Raw genomic sequence first — 19,703 nt, forward strand, 5'->3', positions numbered from 1 at the left:
GTTTTCTGGTTTGTTTCGGCTTTTCTTCTTATCGCTTATTACCCTGGTTGTCTAGTAAAAGGCATCGTATAAGCGAGCAAAAGTCGGCAACCATTTGTTGGTCGCCGTCACTTTTAATTTCCATTGCCGACCTTGGTAAACAAGCTTTGAAGCCAGTGTAATCATATTCTGGATGACAGTTCGGATTCTTCTTCGTGTTGCTTTCTTTTTCAATGGTGCATCTTGTTTTTTCAAGCTTTCTTGTCCGATCAAACGAAGTAAATTATACGCAAATACACCAAAATGGAGCACAAGGCCATTCGTTTCATATTTGCCCGATGGCAACCGTTCCAGATCCAGTTCTGATTTAATTTCACTGTGAAACTGTTCGCATGTGCCATGGTCATGATAGAGAGAGATCACCACATGAGGCGGCACTTCAAGATCTGTCCAGTAGGTTTCAAATTCATATTCGGGAATCAAAAAAATCTGGCCGTCTCTTGAGATGGTTCTTTCGATCACTTTAAAGACTTTTCGGATGGTTCGTATCTGGTCTTTTAATTGAATGGTTTCGGGGATGGATCCAAGGTAAACCTTCTTTCCTTCCCGTTCTTCACAGCAGATCCCATATTTTTGGGCAATATGAAGCCAGTCTTCTGCTTTTTCCTTACGAGGATTGCGTTTGATAACAAAGCTTGCATGTTCTTCCAAGAAAATGATGAGATTATCCCGGCTGTCATTTCCGGAATCAAGCCTGAAAAGCAATGGCTGATCCGTTAATCTCCTGGCAGATTGGATGGTTTCCTTGATAAAATTCGGCGTACCTTTTTGGCAGTGGTCATTTCCCTTTCGCATCTCAACATGCAGGCAGTAGCCTTCCTGCCCAATGTAACCGAACATAGGTGCATAACCGTCGCAGCCTTTATAGGTTCTTTCCACTCCTTCTTTTTTTGTTTTGGAGTTATCAAAAGGGGAGACATCCAGATCAACCGGGATATACGGCTTGTCTTTGGCGTAAACTGGGCTAATTTCCGCATTTGTATTGCGGATCAGATTCAGCGATTCTTCATGCAAGATCGCTTTCCATTTTTCCGTCAAGGCAGCTTGGTCCAGTCGCTGCCTTAAAGTCGGGCTGGAAGGAACCCTTTGGATATCCAAAGCCAGTGCAAAAAAGGCATCTTCGCGGAAGGTTTCAATATTGTCATAATCACTTTTTCCTTGGCAAAGCAGGCCAATATAGGATTTGGCTACATCAGCATTGGAACAGACGGGATTTCTGGAAATATCAGGGAGTCGATAGGCATTTAACCTGGAAGCTAAATTCGTTAGATTTAGTAAATTTCCTACTATCGCTAAACCGCTTTGGGCAACAATTCGTTCTTTCGTGGCTTCTATCACTAACTTTTTCATTAGATCACCTGAATGTGGAATGAGTTAAATTTAATGGATATGCTTATTATACTAGATTTCATGCGAATGGGTTAACGTTAAGTGAAAATTTCGTCACGGATTCAGGTAAAATAGAAAGCACACCCTAAAAAGGCGCACGAATCCAATTACCCACAAGCGCTTTTTAAAATACTTTCCTGAATGTTGAAAGGCTAAGAAACAAAGCTCCTCACTTTTCAGCCTGGTTTTCTTTGATCATGCCTAAGGACAGGGCTAACATGACACGGAGTGCCAGCCCACAACCAGCTTCATTTTCATTAGTGGATTTCGACGGTATAACGGTTGATTTCCTAAAAGCCCAGCTCAAGTACGGGATGAACGAAGTGGAAAGTACTTATACTTACTTTGATGCCATGTTATAAACAGTTCAATCCCTCCAGTTGATAAAGGCTCCCGCCTCTTATATTCAAACGCCCAATTCGGATTGGTTCAAGCAGTCTATCTATACTACCGGATCAAGGTCTTCGTATAAATAAACATTTGTCAAAGGTAGTTTCGACAAAATCATATTTATGGATCATTGAATGCGTTGTCACCCCAACCTATAATAAAGATAAAGGAACTCCTTTTAAAATGAATTTGTGTAAACGTAAACAAACGGCGCGCTGAATGTTGAATTTCTAACCTTTAAATAGGATTTATAACGAAAGTTTTTGATAAATATGCAATTGTGGGAGGTATTATAATGAGCGAAGGCAAAAGTATTAAAGTAGCCGTCCAAAAGCTGGGAAACTCTCTTAGCACGATGGTATTGCCAAATATCGGGGCATTCATTGCCTGGGGTCTTATTACAGCTATATTTCTTTATCCTAGTGGGTGGATTCCTAATAAAACCCTAAATGAGTTGATCAGCCCGACCGTTACTTATCTTCTTCCGATTTTAATCGGCTATTCAGGTGGTAAATTGATTTATGAACACCGTGGCGGTGTTGTAGGTGCGATTGCAACAATGGGTGTTATTATTGGGACAGACATTCCAATGTTCTTGGGCGCGATGATTATGGGGCCGCTTGGAGGCTGGATCATCAAAAAATTTGATAAGATGATCGAAGGCAAAGTTAAAGCCGGTTTTGAAATGTTAATTGATAACTTTTCAGCTGGTATACTTGGAGGAGCTCTAGCTGTTCTTGCTTTCTTAGGAGTCGGTCCTCTCGTTGATGAAATTTCGAAAGCGTTGGCAGCAGGCGTTGAGTGGTTGATCCATACCGGTATTCTGCCACTTGTCAGCATTTTTATCGAACCTGCTAAAATTCTTTTCCTAAACAATGCAATAAACCATGGGGTATTGACTCCACTTGGAATTGAACAAGTAAAAGAGACTGGAAAATCGATCCTGTTCTTACTGGAAGCAAATCCTGGTCCAGGGATGGGCGTACTACTGGCTTATTGCTTATTTGGTAAAGGCACGGCAAAACGTTCTGCGCCTGGTGCAGCTATTATCCACTTCTTTGGCGGGATTCATGAAATATACTTTCCTTATATCTTAATGAAACCGTTGCTATTTTTCTCTGTTATTTTGGGTGGTGCAAGTGGTGTCCTGACTTTGGTAACTTTACACGGCGGTTTGGTTGCGCCTGCATCTCCTGGATCCATTATTTCGATTCTGGCGGTTACACCGCATGCATTAGGGAATTATATCGCTAATATTGCAGATGTACTTGTTGCGATGGTTGTTTCCTTTGTAGTATCTTTCTTCATTTTGAAAACGGATAAGAGCACAGATGAAGATTTGGAAAAAGCAACTGAAAAAATGGAAAGCATGAAAGGTAAAAAAAGCCGAGCTGCTTCCTTATTATCAAATAATCAAGGTGAATTGAATCCAAGTGAAGTAAAGAAGATTGTATTTGCTTGTGATGCAGGTATGGGTTCAAGCGCAATGGGGGCTTCTCTCTTAAGAAAAATGGTTAAAAAAGAAGGGCTTCCGATTACAGTTACCAATACTGCAATCCGCAATCTACCGAAAGATATGCAAATTGTAATCACTCAAAGAGAATTAACAAGCCGTGCGAAACAACAAGCGCCAAATGCTTACCATGTTTCTGTGGACAATTTCCTCGACAATTCACAATATGAGCGTCTGATTGAACAACTGAAAGGTAATGGTGGCAATGTCACGCAGCAGGATCAAACCCAAGTGCCGGAAGTTGAGGAAAATTCAAATAATGAAATTTTGCCTCCAAAAAATGTATTTTTAAATCAATCGTTTAAAAACAAAGAAGAAGCAATACGTTTTGCCGGACGTGTCTTGGTAGATAATGGATATGTAACGGAATCATATATTGATGCGATGATTCAACGTGAACAACTTACATCTACTTATATCGGTAATGAGATTGCTATTCCGCATGGGACAGATGAAGCAAAAGAGGCAATTTTGAAATCTGGGATTACAGTTATCCAAGTTCCGGAGGGAATTGATTTTGATGGGAATACGGTCCGCATGGTCATAGGCATTGCCGGAAAGAATGGTGAGCATTTAGGTATTCTGTCGAAAATAGCAGAGACATGCTCCGATTTAGAAACAGTTAAAAAAATGACTGAAGCAAAAACGGTCGATGAATTGTTAAGCTATTTTGGCAGCATTACTGAACAACCTGTTAATTCATAATCATATAAAAAGGGCTGTTCCACGAAAAAAGAAATGGGCTGATCAGATGTTTATTCGAAACAGGGAAAAAAACATACTGGAACTGCTCCTAAAAATGAGTGGGACCCACACAGTTTCTTCGCTTGCAAGTACACTTCATGTAAGCGAACGAACTGTGAACAGGGACATGAGAAACATAGAAAAGATTTTATCAGAATATAACTTGAAAATTTCAAGGAATAAAGATAACTTCTTATACATTAAAGGAAAAAATGAGGATATCTTCAAACTTTCCCAAAGTCTGTCAAGAATGCGTCCATTAGATTTTTCGGTTGATCAACGAAAATTAATAGTCCTAATAAAACTGTTGCAAGCGAAAGAACCGATAAAACAGCATGCATTGATTTCAGACCTTGATATTTCCGCAGCGACAATTGCCTCTTATCTGGATGATTTGCAGGCATTTGTGAAAGGATTCGGCCTTATGCTGATTCGGAAACGTAATTTTGGTATACAGCTTTCAGGCAATGAAGCTTCGAAAAGAAAGGCTTTGGGAAAGTTTTTTATCCAGCATTTTCACGAAGAGCTGATAGAAGCCCTATTTCAGCTAGATCACCACAGATTTAGGTATACGGACAGCTTATTTCTTCATTATTTTGAACCAGCGTATTTAAATGTAGTTCAAAATGCTGTCAATACAGAGCTGGAAGAAAAGAAAATTGATCTGGCAGATAGTGATTATATGGCTTTTATTTTACAAGTTTATATCACTTATCAAAGATACAGTAAGGGTTACAGATTGCAGGACGTAGACCATCATAGCGATCTTGAGGAAAGTGATATTGCGTTTGTTCAGTCAGTTTGCCACAGAATTGAAAATGAAATAAAAAACGAGATTTCAGAACTTGAAAAGCAGTATTTAGCGGAGTATTTTAAGGGTTCAAAAGTGCAAAGCGCCGAGTCAGTGTATGACGACAATGTGATCACAAGTAGGAATATTAAACATTTGATCGAATTGGTTTCACAAAAAATTAACGTTGATTTGACTTCTGATTTTTCGCTTTTTCAAGGCCTGCTAGCCCATTTAAAGCCTTCAATTTTCAGAATCAGAAAAAATCTTGGGTCGTATAATCCTTTGACAGAACAAATTAAACAGCAATATCCGAAATTATTCAAAGTCATTACAGACGTTACACAGAGGGTATTTAAGGATTTGTCTTTTCCAGACGATGAAATCGCCTATATTGTTCTGCATTTCGGTGCATCCTTGGAACAAAGACAGTCAAATATTAATCTGCATGCGTTAGTCGTCTGTCCGACTGGAATCGGTGCATCTAAAATGCTTGAAACTCGGCTGCGCAAAGAGATACCATGCATCACGAACATTGAAATTTCATCCATAAAAGAAATGAAGACAAAGGATCTTGATCAATATGATTTGGTATTTTCAACTGTAAGGCTTCCGTGGGCAAAACATACGTACATTTATGTCAATCCCTTATTGAGTAAAGAAGATGTGAAAAATATTGAGGGGTACATTAATAGCTATATTCACTCAGACCAGAAAGATTTTAGAGAAAAAAACGTAAAACCCATTGAAACTGACTTTTTGTCTGGACCCAAAACATTGGATAATCTAATGGATGACATGAAATATATGTATTCGAGCATATCAACCTTATTGAGGAATCTTAAAGTCTATACCGGTTTAAACGGAGAAGATTATCGGGGTATTATTCGTTTGATGGTTGAATCCTGCTTTCAGCAAGATATCATAAAAAATGTTGATTCGATATATAGGCGGCTGCTGGAACGCGAAAAAATTGCTGGCCTCGGAATTCCGGGAACAAATATGGCTCTCTTTCATTGCCAGGATCAAGGTGTGAAGAAACTGGCTTTTCAGTTGGGGCATTTAGATACGCCCTTCATTTTAAGGGGAATGGATGAAAAACCAATGAGTGTACGCAATATCCTTCTCCTTTTAGCGCCAGAAGAATTAACACCGATCCAAAGAGAGATCATGAGCCTTGTGAGCTCAACGATCATTGAGGACAATAAAAGCATCTTGATTTTTTCATCTGCCAATGAACATTTAATTCGCGAAAAACTGGAAAAATCTTTTTACCAGTTTATAAAAAATAAAATTCTAGAGGAATGATGATCATGAAACAAGCAGTCCATTTTGGAGCAGGAAACATTGGGAGAGGTTTTATCGGTGCACTATTTTCACAATCAGGATATCATGTTACGTTTGTAGATGTGGCTGACCAGATTATCCAGGAATTGAACAGTAAGAAGTCATATGATGTTTATATGGCTGCAGAGCATCAAGAAGTTCAACATATTACAAACGTATCCGGTATTAATAGTAAAACTGATCCTGAGGCTGTTGTAGAAGCAATTGAAAAAGCAACTTATGTGACCACTGCAGTCGGCGTCAGCATTCTACCAGGAATTGCTCCTTTAATTGCAAAAGGGATTACCAGCAGATTAGAGAAAACAGATGAAAAACTGTATGTCATTGCCTGTGAAAACCAAATCTCGGCAACTGATATATTGAAAGAGCATGTTGTAAAACTGTTAGATCCAGATACACGTACTAAAATGGAAAATCAGGTCATTTTTATGAATTGTGCGGTCGATCGTATTGTTCCTGCCCAGCATAATGAAAAATTACTGGATGTTTTGGTTGAACCTTACTTTGAATGGGTGGTTGAAACGAAAGACAGCATTCCTGAAGTAACAGGTATGAAGATTGTGTCTGATATTCAGCCTTATATTGAACGGAAATTATTTACGGTCAATACTGGGCATGCTGTCACTGCTTATATCGGCTATGCAGAAGGAAAAGAAACAATCGATCAAGCATTGGAAGATACGGAAATCTATCAGAAAGTGAAAGCAACAGTTGAAGAAACCGGCAATTATTTGATTAAACGGTATGGTTTAAATCCATCGGAACACCAGCAATATATTGAAAAGATTCTGGGACGTTTCCAAAATAAGTATTTTAAAGATGATGTGAGAAGGGTCGGGCGCTCCCCAATCCGCAAACTGGGTCCTGAAGACCGTTTGGTAAGGCCGGCAAGAGAAGCACAAAAATTAGGACTGCCGTTTACGCATCTTGCCCAGGCCATCGCCTACTGCTTAAAATTTGACGTCGATACTGATCCAGAAGCGGTCGAACTGCAAAAGCAGCTGAAAGAAAAAGGATTGCAGGCAGTCCTTCAGGATATTTGTAAATTGGATCATGAAAATCCAATTGCAGAAGAAGTTACCCGCTTTTATAAAAAATGAGCCGGCACCTGCTGTTTCGTGTTGGTATCTGGACAATAAGGCATCAAGGCTATCTGCTGGAAAGTAGGGATGCATCCAGTTCATTTTCAGTTTCAATTCAATTGTCAACTTAAACTTAGGCTGGATCCAATTCGGGTCCAGTTTTTCTTGGTTCATTAATATAGGTAATACCAAATCCGTGACGAAAATCTAACAATCGTGGTAATAGGTAGTTTTCCCAAGAGAAGGTATCTAGAGGTGTCTGAGTATTCGATAAATTTACTTTTGCTGCTTTGATGGGTAAATATTCCCTAATTCATGTATTTGTGGGTATACTAAGTAAACGTTATGATTTAATTTTTAAAGTTTTCTGCTTTGTTTTGGCTTTTCTATTACCATGATTGTCTAGAAAAGGCATTGTATAAGCGAGCAAAAGCCAGCAGCCATTTGTTGGTCCCAGTAACTTTCAATTTCCATTGCCGGCCCTGGTAAACTAGCTTAGAAGCCATCGTGATTATATTCTGGATGATGTTTAGATATATGGCCAATATTATAGAAGATGACTCAATCAAATCCATTTTTGAAGATCTATTAAAACCTTTTCAAATCAAAAACAGCGAATCAACATATTCTTAGAAAATGAAGGGCTTCCTGTTTCCATTGGATTTTACTGAGTCCATCCTGTTGAAAAACAGAGGTTGTTCAAAGATATATTTTGATTGAATCATTTATATATTACGACTTTGTGTTGTTGTGTTGCAGCACCGCATTACCTGTATCAGTTAGAAAAGACTTAAATACTCAACTTGAAAATGAAAAACATACCTCCGATATTGTGCCAGACCTAAGCCAAGTGATTAGAATCCTTGAAAAAGAAAGGTTTGTGGATATTGGTTAAACTTCCAAGGGGACTGCGAACATGCTCAAGGACGCGAAAAACATAAAGACTCCATCATCCCGCATTGCAAGCACCCAAAAACACCTAGGCCGGCCCAAACCTTTTGGGCCGGCCTTTTCCTTACGCAAAGGCCTTTTCGAGCCTGTTTAAGCCTTCCATCAAAATTTTGCGTGGGCAGGCGATGTTCATGCGGATAAAGCCTTCTCCGCCAGGGCCGAATTTGCTGCCAATTTCGACGCCGAGCTTTGCCTTTTTCCATAAACGGTCTTTCAATGCTTCTTCTTCCAGGCCATATGTGCGGCAGTCGAGCCACATTAAATACGTACCTTCTGTTTCCATCACCCGGATTTCCGGCAGGCGTTCCGCGATGAACCGTGCCGCTGTATCAATATTTTCCTTCAAGTAAACAAGGAGCGCATCCAGCCATTCGCTGCCGTGTCGGTATGCTGCTTCCATGCCGACAATGCCAAATGTATTCAAGGCAGATGTCCCGTTTACCGCCTGCACATCTTTGAACTTTTTGCGCAGTTCCGGGTTCGGAATGATGACGGCAGAAGCTTTGATCCCGGCTAGATTAAACGTTTTTGTCGGCGCAATGCAGGTGATGGTCATATCGCGGTACTTGTCCCCGAGCGAAGCAACCGGCACATGGGTATGCGGCGGGTATACAAGGTCGGAGTGGATTTCATCGGACAAAAACAAACAGTTATACTGCGCGCAAAGATCCGCCATTTTCATAAGCTCGTCTTTCGTCCAGACGCGCCCGCCCGGATTATGCGGATTGCAGCCTAAAAACAGCTTTGCCCCTTCTTTTAGCCGCGCTTCAACCTGCTCCCAGTCGATTTCAAACCGGTTTTCCACAAGCTTCAGCTGCGCGTTTACGACAACGCGGCCGTTTTTTTCAACCATATGGAAAAACGGATGGTACACCGGAGACATCAGCAGTACTTTATCGCCCGGTTCAGTAAATGCCTGAATGGCTGTGCTGATTGCCGGCACAATGCCGGTGCAGTACGCGATCCACGCCGGGTGGATGTCCCAGTTATGGCGCTTTTTCAGCCATGCCTGAATCGCTTCTGCAGTGGAATCCGGCACAAACGCATATCCGAGGATTTCGTGTTCAACCCGCTTTTTAATCGCTTCCGCCACTTCATACGGCGGGTTGAAATCCATATCGGCCACCCACATCGGGAGCACATCTTCTTCCCCGAAGACCTGTTTGACCTGCTCCCATTTAACAGAAGCGGTATTTTTTCTCTCAATGACTGTATCAAAATCAAACAAAACCATCACCATCCTGATATTGATCTTCTTCCCATTTTACCACACAAAAGCAGATGAATATTCATTTTCAGATGGAAGGGCTATAATGAAAAACAAGTATTCCAATTGGGAGGAGTGTCCTTTATGTCGTATTATGAAAAAGATATGCTGCAACATCTATCGAAATTAAAAGACCTTGCGCCGGAACAGGCGGCTGCTTTTGACCGCCTCAATGCCGAAGTGTTTAAAGACGGTGCCGTTTCTGCCCGGGACAAAGAAATCATCGCCGTCGCCGTGGCCCATGCGACAAAATGCCCGTATTGCCTCGACATTCATACGAAAAAAGCAAAAGCAGCGGGTGTCAGTCTCGAAGAACTTACAGAAGCGGCGTTTGTGGCAGCGGCACTGGAAGCAGGCGGCGCGGTGGCCCACAGTGTCCATATGCAGCTTGCCCTGATTGAAGATGCCAGTGATACGATTTACAAAAAATCCAATATGAAAAAACTTGCCAACATGAACCATCTTGCCAAAGACGGTTTCGCGGCCTACAATGCGTTCGGTGCTGCTGCTATGAAAGCCGGCAAACTGCCTGCACTTGTCAAAGAACTGGCTGCTGTTGCGGTCGCCCATATTACCGAGTGCCCGTATTGCATTGATTTTCATTCCAAACAGGCGCAAAAAGCGGGCGCAACGGAAGAACAACTTGCGGAAGCCATCCTTGTTGCGGGCGCGCTTGCAGCAGGCGGCGCCTACACGCATATCGCGAATATGATTGACAGCTACGAAAGCTAAGCCTGGGCAGTGCAAAGAAAAAACAGTTTGAGCGCAGGATCGTTGTTGACATGCTTACGGCAAGCGGCGCCTACACGCATATCGCGAATATGATTGACAGCTACGAAAGCTGACCCGGGTGGTGGAAGAACAGCTTTTAACACATGATTTTTAGCAGGCGGCGTCTCCATTGCCGATAAAAACAGATTAGAATTGTGCACGAAAAACCGGCTTGCGGGGGCTGGCCTCGTTGCCGGTGCGCTTGTTCTCTATATGATACTGAAAGTTTGCGACAATCTGTTTACGGCGAAAAGGGCAGCAGGGGAGTTTCAATCTTGCTGCCCTATTTTTTAATGAAAAATTCCAAAAATATACATAGACAAGACCGGAAAAATTTGTGATAGTAAGGATATGAATTTTTTTACAAAACAGGAGTGGACAAAATGAGAGCAATTTTGACAGTAATCGGCAAAGATCAGGTTGGCATCATTGCCGGTGTCAGCACACAGCTGGCAGAATTAAAGATTAATATTCTCGATGTCAGCCAGACCATCATGAGCGGTTATTTCACGATGATGATGATGCTCGATTTGTCGAATGCTGAAGCGAATTTTGATGAAATCAAACAAGCCCTTGCGAAAAAAGGCGAAGCACTGCAAGTCCAAATCAAAATTCAGCGCGAAGAAATTTTCCAATCGATGCACAGCTTGTAAAAACGGGGGACAACCATGGAGACGAAACAAATACTTGAAACCATCCGGATGATTGAAGAAGAAAAACTCGATATCCGCACCATCACAATGGGCATTTCGCTCCTCGACTGCATTGACGCGGACGGGGAAAAGGCGCGCCGGAAGATTTATGATAAAATTACGCGATTGGCAGAAAATCTTGTCCAAACCGGGGAAGAGATTGAATCGGAATACGGTATCCCGATCATTAACAAACGCATCTCGGTCACGCCGATTTCCCTCATCGCCGGGGCAACGGATGAAAAAGATTACATTGCTTTTGCCAAAACACTTGATGCGGCTGCGAAAAAAGTCGGCGTTCACTTTATTGGCGGCTTTTCGGCGCTGGTGCAAAAAGGCTGCCACAAAGGCGATAAAATATTGATAGATTCGATTCCAAGGGCACTGGCTGAAACCGAACGGGTCTGTGCCTCGGTCAATGTCGGCTCAACACGTTCCGGCATTAACATGAATGCGGTCCGTGATATGGGTGTCATCATCAAAAAGACGGCCGAGCTGACTGCCGATACGCAAGGTCTCGGCTGTGCAAAACTCGTTGTGTTCGCGAATGCGGTGGAAGACAATCCGTTTATGGCCGGCGCGTTCCACGGGGTTGGTGAAGCGGATGTCGTCATCAATGTCGGCGTCAGCGGCCCGGGTGTGGTGAAACGCGCCCTTGAAAAAGTGAAAGGCGAACCGTTTGATGTCGTTGCGGAAACGGTCAAGAAAACCGCATTTAAAATTACGCGGATGGGCCAGCTTGTCGGCATGGAAGCATCCAAACGGCTCGGTGTTCCGTTCGGGATTGTCGACTTGTCGCTTGCCCCGACACCGGCTGTTGGCGACTCTGTAGCCCATATTTTGGAAGAAATGGGCCTTGCGTCTGTCGGTACGCACGGAACAACGGCGGCGCTCGCTTTGCTGAATGATGCCGTGAAAAAAGGCGGTGTTATGGCATGCGGCCATGTTGGCGGCTTAAGCGGCGCATTCATCCCGGTTTCTGAAGACGCCGGCATGATTGATGCGGTCAACCGCGGGTCCTTGAATCTCGAAAAACTGGAGGCGATGACCGCGATCTGCTCCGTCGGCCTTGACATGATTGCAATTCCGGGCGATGTTCCGGCAGAAACGATTTCAGCAATGATCGCGGACGAAGCTGCAATTGGCGTCATTAACAATAAAACGACAGCGGTCCGCATCATTCCGGCACCGGGCACAAAGGTTGGCGATACGATCGAATTTGGCGGCCTGCTCGGACATGCGCCGGTGATGGGCGTCCATTCCTTTTCATCAGCGGACTTCATTGCCCGCGGCGGCAGAATCCCGGCCCCGATTCACTCATTTAAAAACTGAGCGCTTGAAAAAGCACCACCAAAATAGAAAAGGCGTTGAGACACTCCGCTATTTGTGTTTCAACGCTTTTTTTGCAAGCTATATGTTGTATGCACGGAAAATACAAAATTACTTTTTCAGTAGCCCCTTTCTTTTTCATATACGGCGGCCTAAAACCGGGATGAAATGGCGATCACTAGATCGAGTGGAAACAAAATTGTGCAATGGACAAGAAAAACTAAGTACACAACAGGTTATATGGAATGTTATGTTGTTAATAACCGCCATATAGATTCATTTGTCAAATTTTAACTGAAAATTTTAATAATAGATTTTATTTTTTAAGAGGATTTTTTCAATTCGACGCAGTATTTATAAAGTGTAAGAAAAATTGATATTGGAGGGATAATATGAAAAAAATTGCTAGTTTAGTATTGGCCATAGCCATAGGAGGAGGTGGTCTGTTTTCAGCTATACCAGCAAAAGCTGACGAAACAGATAGTAATTTAATTCAAGACAATCCAGGCATTGTCGTGCAGGATGGTAGTGCTTTAGTTAATGATGCAAATATTAGTGATGATGTTGTAACAGATAATGCAACTCTAGACGATTTAAGTACGGAATATAACCTAAAAGATGTCAACATAAGTGAATGACCAGAAGGAACACCTGTACTCAAATTTGACAGTGTAGAAGACTTAAATAAATTCTTGGCCACTGAAGACGCCGCACCAAAGACAATTGAAACCACGATCAACAATACAGAACCTTTACCTGTTTCCAAATTAGGCCTGTCTCAACCTCTAGCTTCAAGATCTTCAAACTATACTACAGTCAGAAAAACAAAAACAGTGAATACAGGATTTGCAAATGTTAATTTAAAAGCGGATATTAGAGTTTACAGCAGTGGATCTTTCCGGGAGATAAAGAGTTGTCACGAATGGACAGACCATACGGGTTTTACCTTTTCTCTTGATTGGGACGAAAAGTATCATTGGCATAAAATTTCCAAAGATCATTCAAGTGTGACTGTTGCCGGTGGTGGTGTTTTAAATTATGTCATCTTTGTCTCAGGAATAGGTAAAATGTATTCACGGCCAATCGATATTAAATTCACGTATAAATTATAATATAATCAAAAGGATGTTAGAAAATGGATCATATATGGCAAATCGTAAATGTTTTGGCTTTGTTAATTATTATCGTTCTCATTGTGAGAGTGCTAATAAAGTTAAACAAAAAGAATTAATTCAAGAGCCTATTTTTAGGCTCTTTTTCATGTCATAAATGTTGAGAGAGATTCTCGACGAATTTTTCTTGGTTTTTAAGTTATATAAATTGAACACAACATTGTCGTTCTGCTGCCTGTTGCAACATAAAGTCATCATGCAATTTGGTGCTTAAGCTTGATATAAAGCTTAAGTTCATTTTATATAGTACCTTTCTTACATCAAACAGCAACGCAGACCCCAGGATGAACATTCAAACAAGAACGCCGGCTAATTACCGAGTTTCATTAGGCCGACGGGAAAGAAAGTCCGAGAAGCGGGAGAGGAAACGCCCAAACATGACTCAAGCCTTCCAAAAAAAACAGACCGGAATGCCAATGGAATTTTTACAAACAGGATAGAAATAACAGGAGGCTATTTTTTATTTGACAGCTCTCCATACTCTGTTATAATGAAATCAAATGGTACCGGTTTCATTTTAAAGATGGATGGTAAACAACATGAGGGGAAAAGAAGCGAAAGTCACGATTTACGATGTGGCAAAAAAAGCTGGCGTGTCGAAATCGACCGTTTCGAGATATTTAGGCGGCCGGTTTCATGAATTGTCACCGAAAACCCAGCAAAAAATCAAACAGGTGATCGATGAACTCCAATACCGCCCGAATAATTTGGCGAGAGGGCTGAAAAGCAGCCGCAGCTACTTGATTGGCGCGCTGGTTGCGGATATTACCAACCCGTATACAACGGCGATTTTAAGGGGAGCTGAGGATGTCTGCAAGCAGCATGGCTACAGTTTGCTGATTTGCAACTCTGATAACCAGCCGGCAAAAGAACGCGAGTATATTTCTATGCTGCAGTCCCACAAGATTGACGGGCTGCTGATTCAAACAACAGGAGGAAACAGCGACTTTTTGGAAACCTTGTCGGAAAACGGCAAAACTCCGATTGTCCTGGTTGACCGTAAAATTCCTGAGCTGCCGTTTGATACCGTTGAAATTGATAACCGCGGGGCCGTGATGCAGGCCGTGTCCTATCTGATAAAGAAAAATTATAAAAGAATCGGCTATTTTACAGAGCCGGTTGCACATTTCAGCCCGCGGCACGAACGGTATACAGGATTTCAGGAGGCTTTACGGCTTGTTAATCCCAGTCACCCGAGCCTGGAAGATTTGTTTGAAGTGGATCTCAATGACGAAAGCCAATTGGAGAAAAAGCTCAATACGTTTTTGTCCCGCACCAGCAAAGAACCAAGGGCCATCATTGCCGGAAACAGTGTCATCGCGTTAAAAATCATTATCAAACTGAAAGAACAGGGCTATAAAATTCCTGACGATACCGGTTTTCTGAGCTTTGACAATCCGGAGTGGGCAGCTGCCGTATTTTCAGGCATTACCACCATTGAACAGCCGACTTATCAAATTGGTAAAACAGTAATGGAACTCATTTTAAAACGGCTGGCGGACAACGAATCGCCGGTCCAGACGATCTCTTACCAGACGCGTTTGATTGAAAGGGAATCTGCCCCGGGGAGATAACTTCCCCCCTAAGGAAAAATGAGATCGGTTTCACCGAAAGAGGCGACGATACAGGCTGAAATCCTGCATCAAAGGATCAGCTCGCAGGATTGAAAAGCTGTCAACATGGGATTGGCCAAGACAAAAGTGGCAGCTTTCCCCTTTAATGGTACCGGTCCCATCTAAAAAGAAAAAGAGCTTCCGGAAACATCAAAAACAGGAAAAACGATAGATAGAGTAAACGGGAAAGTCCAAAAAATATCCCAACATCGCACTGCTCATGGAAATTTTGCAAACTATATAAGTTGTACTTAAGTTCCCAAGCACCAATTTGCACGATGACTATTTTTTACAGCAGGCAACAGAGCTGCGATATTTTGTTTATTTTATAAAATACAGGTCCGGCATCGAAAAATGGTACCGGTCCCAAGAAATCCGGTTCCAACACACAAGAAAAGAGGAAACACCAATGGCCCATTTATTTGTCACCATGAATGCATTTCAGGATACTGCCATTTTATCTTACCCGGTGTTATTCGCCGCCATCCGCAAGGCCGGATGTGACGGGGTGGAAATCCGGCGGGAGCTGCTTGAAGACCCGGCTTCTCTTTTACCCGCGGTGAAAGGCATGCTCGATAAGGCGGGGCTGATCCCTTACTATTCCTGCCCGGTTTCTTTATTTGGAGAGGATCACCAAGTTATCGATGTGGCGCCTTATAGGCAGGAGGCTGTGGAGCTCGGGGCAAAACTCATCAAATTTTCATTGGGCAACTACCGGGAGGGTCTATCTGATATGGATACGCTTGCCAAAGCTGCCGCCTGCTTTTCGGATGCCGGCATCCTGGTGACCATCGAGAATGATCAAACCGCCCTCGGGGGAAAAACAGAGCGGCTCGCGCCATTTTTTGCAGCATGCCGCAGCAAGGCTATTCCGATCCGTTTTACCTGTGATATCGGCAACTGGGCTTATACAGGGGAAGATGCTGAAGAGGCCGCTACCGCTTTAAAAAACGAGGTGGTATACATTCACGTGAAAGAAGTGGTGGAAACGGCATCCGGTTATGCAACGATCCCAATTGGCCAAAACGGCAGGCAAAAATGGAAACGGTTGCTGCGTCTGTTGCCTAAAGATGCCGCGATTGCGTTGGAATTTCCGATTATAAGTGATTTGAAAGATTATATCGAACTGCTGAAAGAAGAGGTGTTCGCAAATGAAAGTGTATGATGTGCTGACATTCGGAGAAGCGATGGGTATGTTTATTGCGGAAGAACCCGGACAGCTCGCATCGGTCCGGCATTTTACAAAAGAACTGGCAGGGGCGGAAACAAATGTGGCAATCGGGCTTTCGCGCCTCGGGTACCGGGTGTTGTGGCTAAGCAAAGTCGGAACAGACCCGCTTGGCGATTATATCATCCAGGAACTGCAACGTGAAAAAGTGGATACTTCCTTGATTAAAAGAGACGAAGAAAACTTGACGGGATTTCAATTGAAAGAAAAAGTATCGGAAGGCGATCCGGGTGTTTATTACTACCGTAAAAACTCCGCTGCAAGCCTGATGGGGATCAAAGATTTCCCTGAACTCGGGGAAATGCTTGCCAAACATTATCACTTAACGGGCATCCCGCTCGCCCTTTCCCCGTCTGTACGGGAACTGAGCGAAGCTTTCATACAAAAAGCCAAAAAAGAAGGCAGTACCGTTTCATTTGATCCGAATTTGCGCCCTTCCATGTGGAAAGACGAAAAAACGATGGCGGATACGATTCAAAGATACGCCTGCCAGGCCGATATTGTTTTTCCCGGCATCAAAGAAGGAAAAATTTTGACCGGCTATCAAGCACCTGAAGATATCGCGAACGATTATCTCGAACGCGGTGCCAAAATGGTGTTTGTCAAACTCGGGGCAAAAGGCGCCTATGTGGCAACGAAAAAGAAAGCGCATACCGTTCCAGGCTTCCCGGTTACCAAAGTGGTGGATACGGTTGGTGCTGGAGACGGATTTGCAGCCGGTGTATTAAGCGGCCTGTTCGACGGTTTAACTCCATTTGAAGCAGCGGAAAGAGGGAATGCAATCGGCGCTTTACAAACCATGTCTTCCGGGGATAAAAACGGGCTTCCGACCCGGGAAGAACTGTTGGCATTTATGAACGGGCATTCAGTGAAAAACGGTTAAACCCACAACAAAGGAGTGTTTTGGAATGGAAAAGTCGTTGAGAAATGTCGCAAGCAAGAAGAGATTTTTGCATCTGGTTCCAATCGCTTTCATTACCTACAGCCTTGCCTATTTCGACCGGGCGAATTACAGCTTTGGTGCAGCGGGCGGAATGGCGCACGATTTAAATATAACAACAGGTGTTGCCTCCTTTTTATCGGCATTATTTTTTCTTGGTTATTTCTTCTTTCAAATTCCGGGCGCGGCGTATGCAGAAAAAAGAAGTGCCAAGAAGCTCGTATTTGTCAGCCTGATTCTCTGGGGCCTGCTTGCTTCTGCAACCGGTCTGGTCCATAATGTCGCATGGCTGTATCCGATCCGTTTTTTCCTCGGTGTCGTAGAATCTGCCGTTATGCCGGCAATGCTCGTCTTTTTGAGCAACTGGTTTTTAAAAGAAGAGCGTTCCCGTGCCAACACCTTCTTAATTTTGGGCAATCCTGTCACCGTTTTATGGATGTCCATTGTTTCCGGTTATTTGTTAAAGGTGCTTGACTGGAGGGGAATGTTTATTGTGGAAGGAATTCCGGCCATCGTTTGGGCATTTTTCTGGTGGAAGCTGGTTGAAAATAAGCCGGAAGAAGCAAAGTGGCTGACGGATGAGGAAAAGGAAAACATCGCATCTGAAATGAAAGAAGAACAAAAAGGAATGATCAAAGTAGCGGGGTATAAAGAAATGTTCCGCAATAAAACGGTGCTCATTCTCGCGGTTCAGTATTTTGCATGGAGCATCGGCGTCTACGGATTTGTCATGTGGCTGCCGTCCATGATAAAAGCGGCCTCCCATATGGATATTGTGGCAACGGGCTGGCTGTCTGCCGCTCCATACTTACTGGCGACAATCGGGATGATCGCTGTTTCCTATTTTTCCGATAAAACGCTAAATCGCAAAACATTTGTCTGGGTATCGCTATTGATCGGCACCATTGCCTTCTACGGTTCTTATTTGATCGGTTCATCAAATTTCTGTTTCTCTTACGCGCTGCTTGTCATTGCGGGAGGCGCCATGTATGCACCATACGGGCCGTTTTTCGCAATCATGCCGGAAATTTTGCCGAAAAATGTATCAGGAAGTGCCAATGCGTTTATCAACAGCATGGGTGCTTTAGGCTCTTTTGTTGGCGCATACATTGTCGGATTTTTAAACGGGGCAACAGGCAGCACGCAGGCATCTTTTATCTTTATGGCGATCTCGCTCCTTGTCTCGGTTCTGTTAACCTTGATGGTCCGGGCAAAAAAACAGGCGTCTCCCCTGGCGCCGGAAAATCTTGAAGCAAAGGCGGTTTTAAAATGAAGATTCAACTGGCATTAGATCGATTCACGATTCAGGAAGCAATCGAAATTGCAGCGAAAGCGGAAAAAGCGATAGAATGGATTGAAGTCGGCACATCGTTAATTAAAGAATTCGGCGTCAAAAGCATTTATGACATAAAAAACCGGTTTCCGGACAAAACGGTGGTAGCCGATATCAAGACGTTCGACAATGCGAAGTACGAATTTGAACTTTGTTTTCGGGCGGGAGCCGACATTGCGACTGTGATGGGGGCGGCCCCTCCTGTCACGCTCCGTACGTGTTTGGATACGGCTGGGCAGTTTGATAGACAAGTGATGGTTGACCTTTTGAATACAGCGGCGCATCAACAGAAGGAGATTGCCCGTTTGGAAAACATCATCGTCTGCCAGCATATCAGCAAGGACCAGCAGGAAGAAGGCGGAGGCGGAACGTGGGGGCGCCGCGCAGCATCACGCAACCAGCAGCTTGCAGTAGCCGGGGGCATTTCACTGGAAAATTTGGCTGCCGTCCGCGCCCTTCAGCCGGATGTGCTCATTATTGGTTCAGCAATCAGCAAGGCAAGTGATCCTTTGCTTGCGGCACAAAAGATAAAAGAAGCTTGGGAGGCATTGAAATGAATCGGGAAATAGAAGTCATTTTAAATGAAATTCAAACGGTGTTTTCAAAAATAGACGGGGAACAAGTGGAAAAGCTGGCGGATATGCTTGCTTCTCCGAAAAGCATTTTTGTATTGGGCGAGGGGCGTTCGGGGCTGATGGCCAAGTCTTTTGCGATGCGGCTCATGCATCTTGGTTTCCATGTGTTTGTCGTCGGCGAGACGATCACTCCTTCGATTCAGCCGGGAGATTTATTGATTGCAGTTTCTGGTTCCGGCACGACTTCCAATGTGGTGCAAGCGGCGGAAAAATCGAAAAAGAATGGTGTATCTGTTGTGGGTGTGACTTCTGATCCGTCTTCGAGACTTGCGCAAACTTCGGATAGCGTGGTTCATATTCCGTCTGCTACGAAATACCGGAGGCCGGGAGAAATTGAAAGCAGACAGCCGCTCAGCTCATTGTTCGACCAGTCTGTTCATCTGTTTTTTGACGCGGTTTGCCTGAAAATTGCCGAACAGCAGAAATCGGGGAATGAAGCAGCGTTGAACCGGCACAGCAATCTCGAATAGGGCGTTAA

Annotated in this window: 16 protein-coding genes; 14 read left to right on the top strand and 2 right to left on the bottom strand. The window is 43.4% G+C overall.

What is annotated here, in order from left to right; genetic code table 11:
- Nucleotides 1–51 precede the first annotated feature (51 nt).
- Entirely contained in the window at nt 52–1,389 is a 1,338-nt protein-coding gene (locus NSS95_RS01280; RefSeq protein ID WP_082188821.1) for an IS1380 family transposase, read from the bottom strand.
- Nucleotides 1,390–2,113: 724 nt separating this feature from the next.
- Here NSS95_RS01280 and NSS95_RS01285 point away from each other — a divergent pair.
- Genes NSS95_RS01285 through NSS95_RS01295 form a run of 3 tightly spaced genes read left to right on the top strand, consistent with a single transcriptional unit; the run spans nt 2,114 to nt 7,312 of the window.
- Complete coding sequence (locus tag NSS95_RS01285) at nt 2,114–4,036, top strand: PTS mannitol transporter subunit IICBA (RefSeq protein WP_035182661.1); 1,923 nt, start codon at nt 2,114–2,116, stop codon at nt 4,034–4,036.
- Nucleotides 4,002–6,173: a BglG family transcription antiterminator gene (locus tag NSS95_RS01290; RefSeq protein ID WP_128890988.1), complete on the top strand. Its 2,172-nt coding sequence runs from the start codon at nt 4,002–4,004 to the stop codon at nt 6,171–6,173. Before NSS95_RS01285 ends, NSS95_RS01290 begins: the two co-directional genes overlap by 35 nt.
- A 5-nt stretch (nt 6,174–6,178) precedes the next feature.
- The gene (locus NSS95_RS01295) at nt 6,179–7,312 is read left to right on the top strand and encodes a mannitol-1-phosphate 5-dehydrogenase (protein WP_035182663.1); all 1,134 of its coding nucleotides are present in this window, start codon (nt 6,179–6,181) and stop codon (nt 7,310–7,312) included.
- Between the two features lie 997 nt (nt 7,313–8,309).
- Here the strand turns inward: NSS95_RS01295 and NSS95_RS01300 are convergent.
- Nucleotides 8,310–9,479 carry a MalY/PatB family protein gene (locus NSS95_RS01300; RefSeq protein WP_014096333.1) on the bottom strand — a complete coding sequence of 390 codons (1,170 nt, stop codon included), beginning with the start codon at nt 9,477–9,479 and terminating at the stop codon, nt 8,310–8,312.
- Nucleotides 9,480–9,596: 117 nt separating this feature from the next.
- On the opposite strand from NSS95_RS01300, the gene NSS95_RS01305 reads away from it, so the two are divergent.
- The 11 genes from NSS95_RS01305 to hxlB all read left to right on the top strand — a co-directional run bounded on the left by NSS95_RS01305 (nt 9,597) and on the right by hxlB (nt 19,695).
- Entirely contained in the window at nt 9,597–10,244 is a 648-nt protein-coding gene (locus NSS95_RS01305) for a carboxymuconolactone decarboxylase family protein (protein WP_017550905.1), read from the top strand.
- A gap of 422 nt (nt 10,245–10,666) precedes the next feature.
- On the top strand, nt 10,667–10,936 hold the full coding sequence (locus NSS95_RS01310) for an ACT domain-containing protein (RefSeq protein ID WP_013858224.1): 270 nt from the start codon (nt 10,667–10,669) through the stop codon (nt 10,934–10,936).
- A gap of 15 nt (nt 10,937–10,951) precedes the next feature.
- The gene (locus tag NSS95_RS01315) at nt 10,952–12,307 is read left to right on the top strand and encodes a PFL family protein (protein WP_017550904.1); all 1,356 of its coding nucleotides are present in this window, start codon (nt 10,952–10,954) and stop codon (nt 12,305–12,307) included.
- Between the two features lie 389 nt (nt 12,308–12,696).
- On the top strand, nt 12,697–12,942 hold the full coding sequence (locus NSS95_RS01320; RefSeq protein WP_260832332.1) for a hypothetical protein: 246 nt from the start codon (nt 12,697–12,699) through the stop codon (nt 12,940–12,942).
- 54 nt (nt 12,943–12,996) lie between these two features.
- The gene (locus NSS95_RS01325) at nt 12,997–13,416 is read left to right on the top strand and encodes a hypothetical protein (protein WP_260832334.1); all 420 of its coding nucleotides are present in this window, start codon (nt 12,997–12,999) and stop codon (nt 13,414–13,416) included.
- A 599-nt stretch (nt 13,417–14,015) separates the two neighbouring features.
- Complete coding sequence (locus tag NSS95_RS01330; RefSeq protein WP_017550903.1) at nt 14,016–15,050, top strand: LacI family DNA-binding transcriptional regulator; 1,035 nt, start codon at nt 14,016–14,018, stop codon at nt 15,048–15,050.
- A gap of 448 nt (nt 15,051–15,498) precedes the next feature.
- On the top strand, nt 15,499–16,254 hold the full coding sequence (locus tag NSS95_RS01335) for a sugar phosphate isomerase/epimerase family protein (RefSeq protein WP_061577155.1): 756 nt from the start codon (nt 15,499–15,501) through the stop codon (nt 16,252–16,254).
- On the top strand, nt 16,241–17,200 hold the full coding sequence (locus NSS95_RS01340) for a sugar kinase (RefSeq protein ID WP_071452311.1): 960 nt from the start codon (nt 16,241–16,243) through the stop codon (nt 17,198–17,200). The genes NSS95_RS01335 and NSS95_RS01340 overlap by 14 nt, the downstream gene beginning before the upstream one ends.
- Before the next feature lie 25 nt (nt 17,201–17,225).
- Complete coding sequence (locus NSS95_RS01345; RefSeq protein ID WP_017550901.1) at nt 17,226–18,530, top strand: MFS transporter; 1,305 nt, start codon at nt 17,226–17,228, stop codon at nt 18,528–18,530.
- Complete coding sequence (gene hxlA, locus NSS95_RS01350) at nt 18,527–19,147, top strand: 3-hexulose-6-phosphate synthase (RefSeq protein WP_014096326.1); 621 nt, start codon at nt 18,527–18,529, stop codon at nt 19,145–19,147. Before NSS95_RS01345 ends, hxlA begins: the two co-directional genes overlap by 4 nt.
- Entirely contained in the window at nt 19,144–19,695 is a 552-nt protein-coding gene (hxlB, locus tag NSS95_RS01355) for a 6-phospho-3-hexuloisomerase (RefSeq protein WP_014096325.1), read from the top strand. The genes hxlA and hxlB overlap by 4 nt, the downstream gene beginning before the upstream one ends.
- Nucleotides 19,696–19,703 lie beyond the last annotated feature (8 nt).

The organism is Weizmannia sp. FSL K6-3076, assembly GCF_038007245.1.
Lineage (GTDB): Bacteria > Bacillota > Bacilli > Bacillales > Bacillaceae_C > Weizmannia > Weizmannia faecalis.

Coding starts and splice junctions, on each gene's coding strand:
- NSS95_RS01295 (WP_035182663.1), top strand. CDS start 6,179: ATGAAACAAGCAGTCCATTTTGGAGCAGGAAACATTGGGAGAGGTTTT.
- NSS95_RS01305 (WP_017550905.1), top strand. CDS start 9,597: ATGTCGTATTATGAAAAAGATATGCTGCAACATCTATCGAAATTAAAA.
- NSS95_RS01345 (WP_017550901.1), top strand. CDS start 17,226: ATGGAAAAGTCGTTGAGAAATGTCGCAAGCAAGAAGAGATTTTTGCAT.
- NSS95_RS01285 (WP_035182661.1), top strand. CDS start 2,114: ATGAGCGAAGGCAAAAGTATTAAAGTAGCCGTCCAAAAGCTGGGAAAC.
- NSS95_RS01315 (WP_017550904.1), top strand. CDS start 10,952: ATGGAGACGAAACAAATACTTGAAACCATCCGGATGATTGAAGAAGAA.
- NSS95_RS01340 (WP_071452311.1), top strand. CDS start 16,241: ATGAAAGTGTATGATGTGCTGACATTCGGAGAAGCGATGGGTATGTTT.
- NSS95_RS01300 (WP_014096333.1), bottom strand. CDS start 9,479: ATGGTTTTGTTTGATTTTGATACAGTCATTGAGAGAAAAAATACCGCT.
- NSS95_RS01335 (WP_061577155.1), top strand. CDS start 15,499: ATGGCCCATTTATTTGTCACCATGAATGCATTTCAGGATACTGCCATT.
- NSS95_RS01330 (WP_017550903.1), top strand. CDS start 14,016: ATGAGGGGAAAAGAAGCGAAAGTCACGATTTACGATGTGGCAAAAAAA.
- NSS95_RS01310 (WP_013858224.1), top strand. CDS start 10,667: ATGAGAGCAATTTTGACAGTAATCGGCAAAGATCAGGTTGGCATCATT.
- hxlA (WP_014096326.1), top strand. CDS start 18,527: ATGAAGATTCAACTGGCATTAGATCGATTCACGATTCAGGAAGCAATC.
- hxlB (WP_014096325.1), top strand. CDS start 19,144: ATGAATCGGGAAATAGAAGTCATTTTAAATGAAATTCAAACGGTGTTT.
- NSS95_RS01320 (WP_260832332.1), top strand. CDS start 12,697: ATGAAAAAAATTGCTAGTTTAGTATTGGCCATAGCCATAGGAGGAGGT.
- NSS95_RS01280 (WP_082188821.1), bottom strand. CDS start 1,389: ATGAAAAAGTTAGTGATAGAAGCCACGAAAGAACGAATTGTTGCCCAA.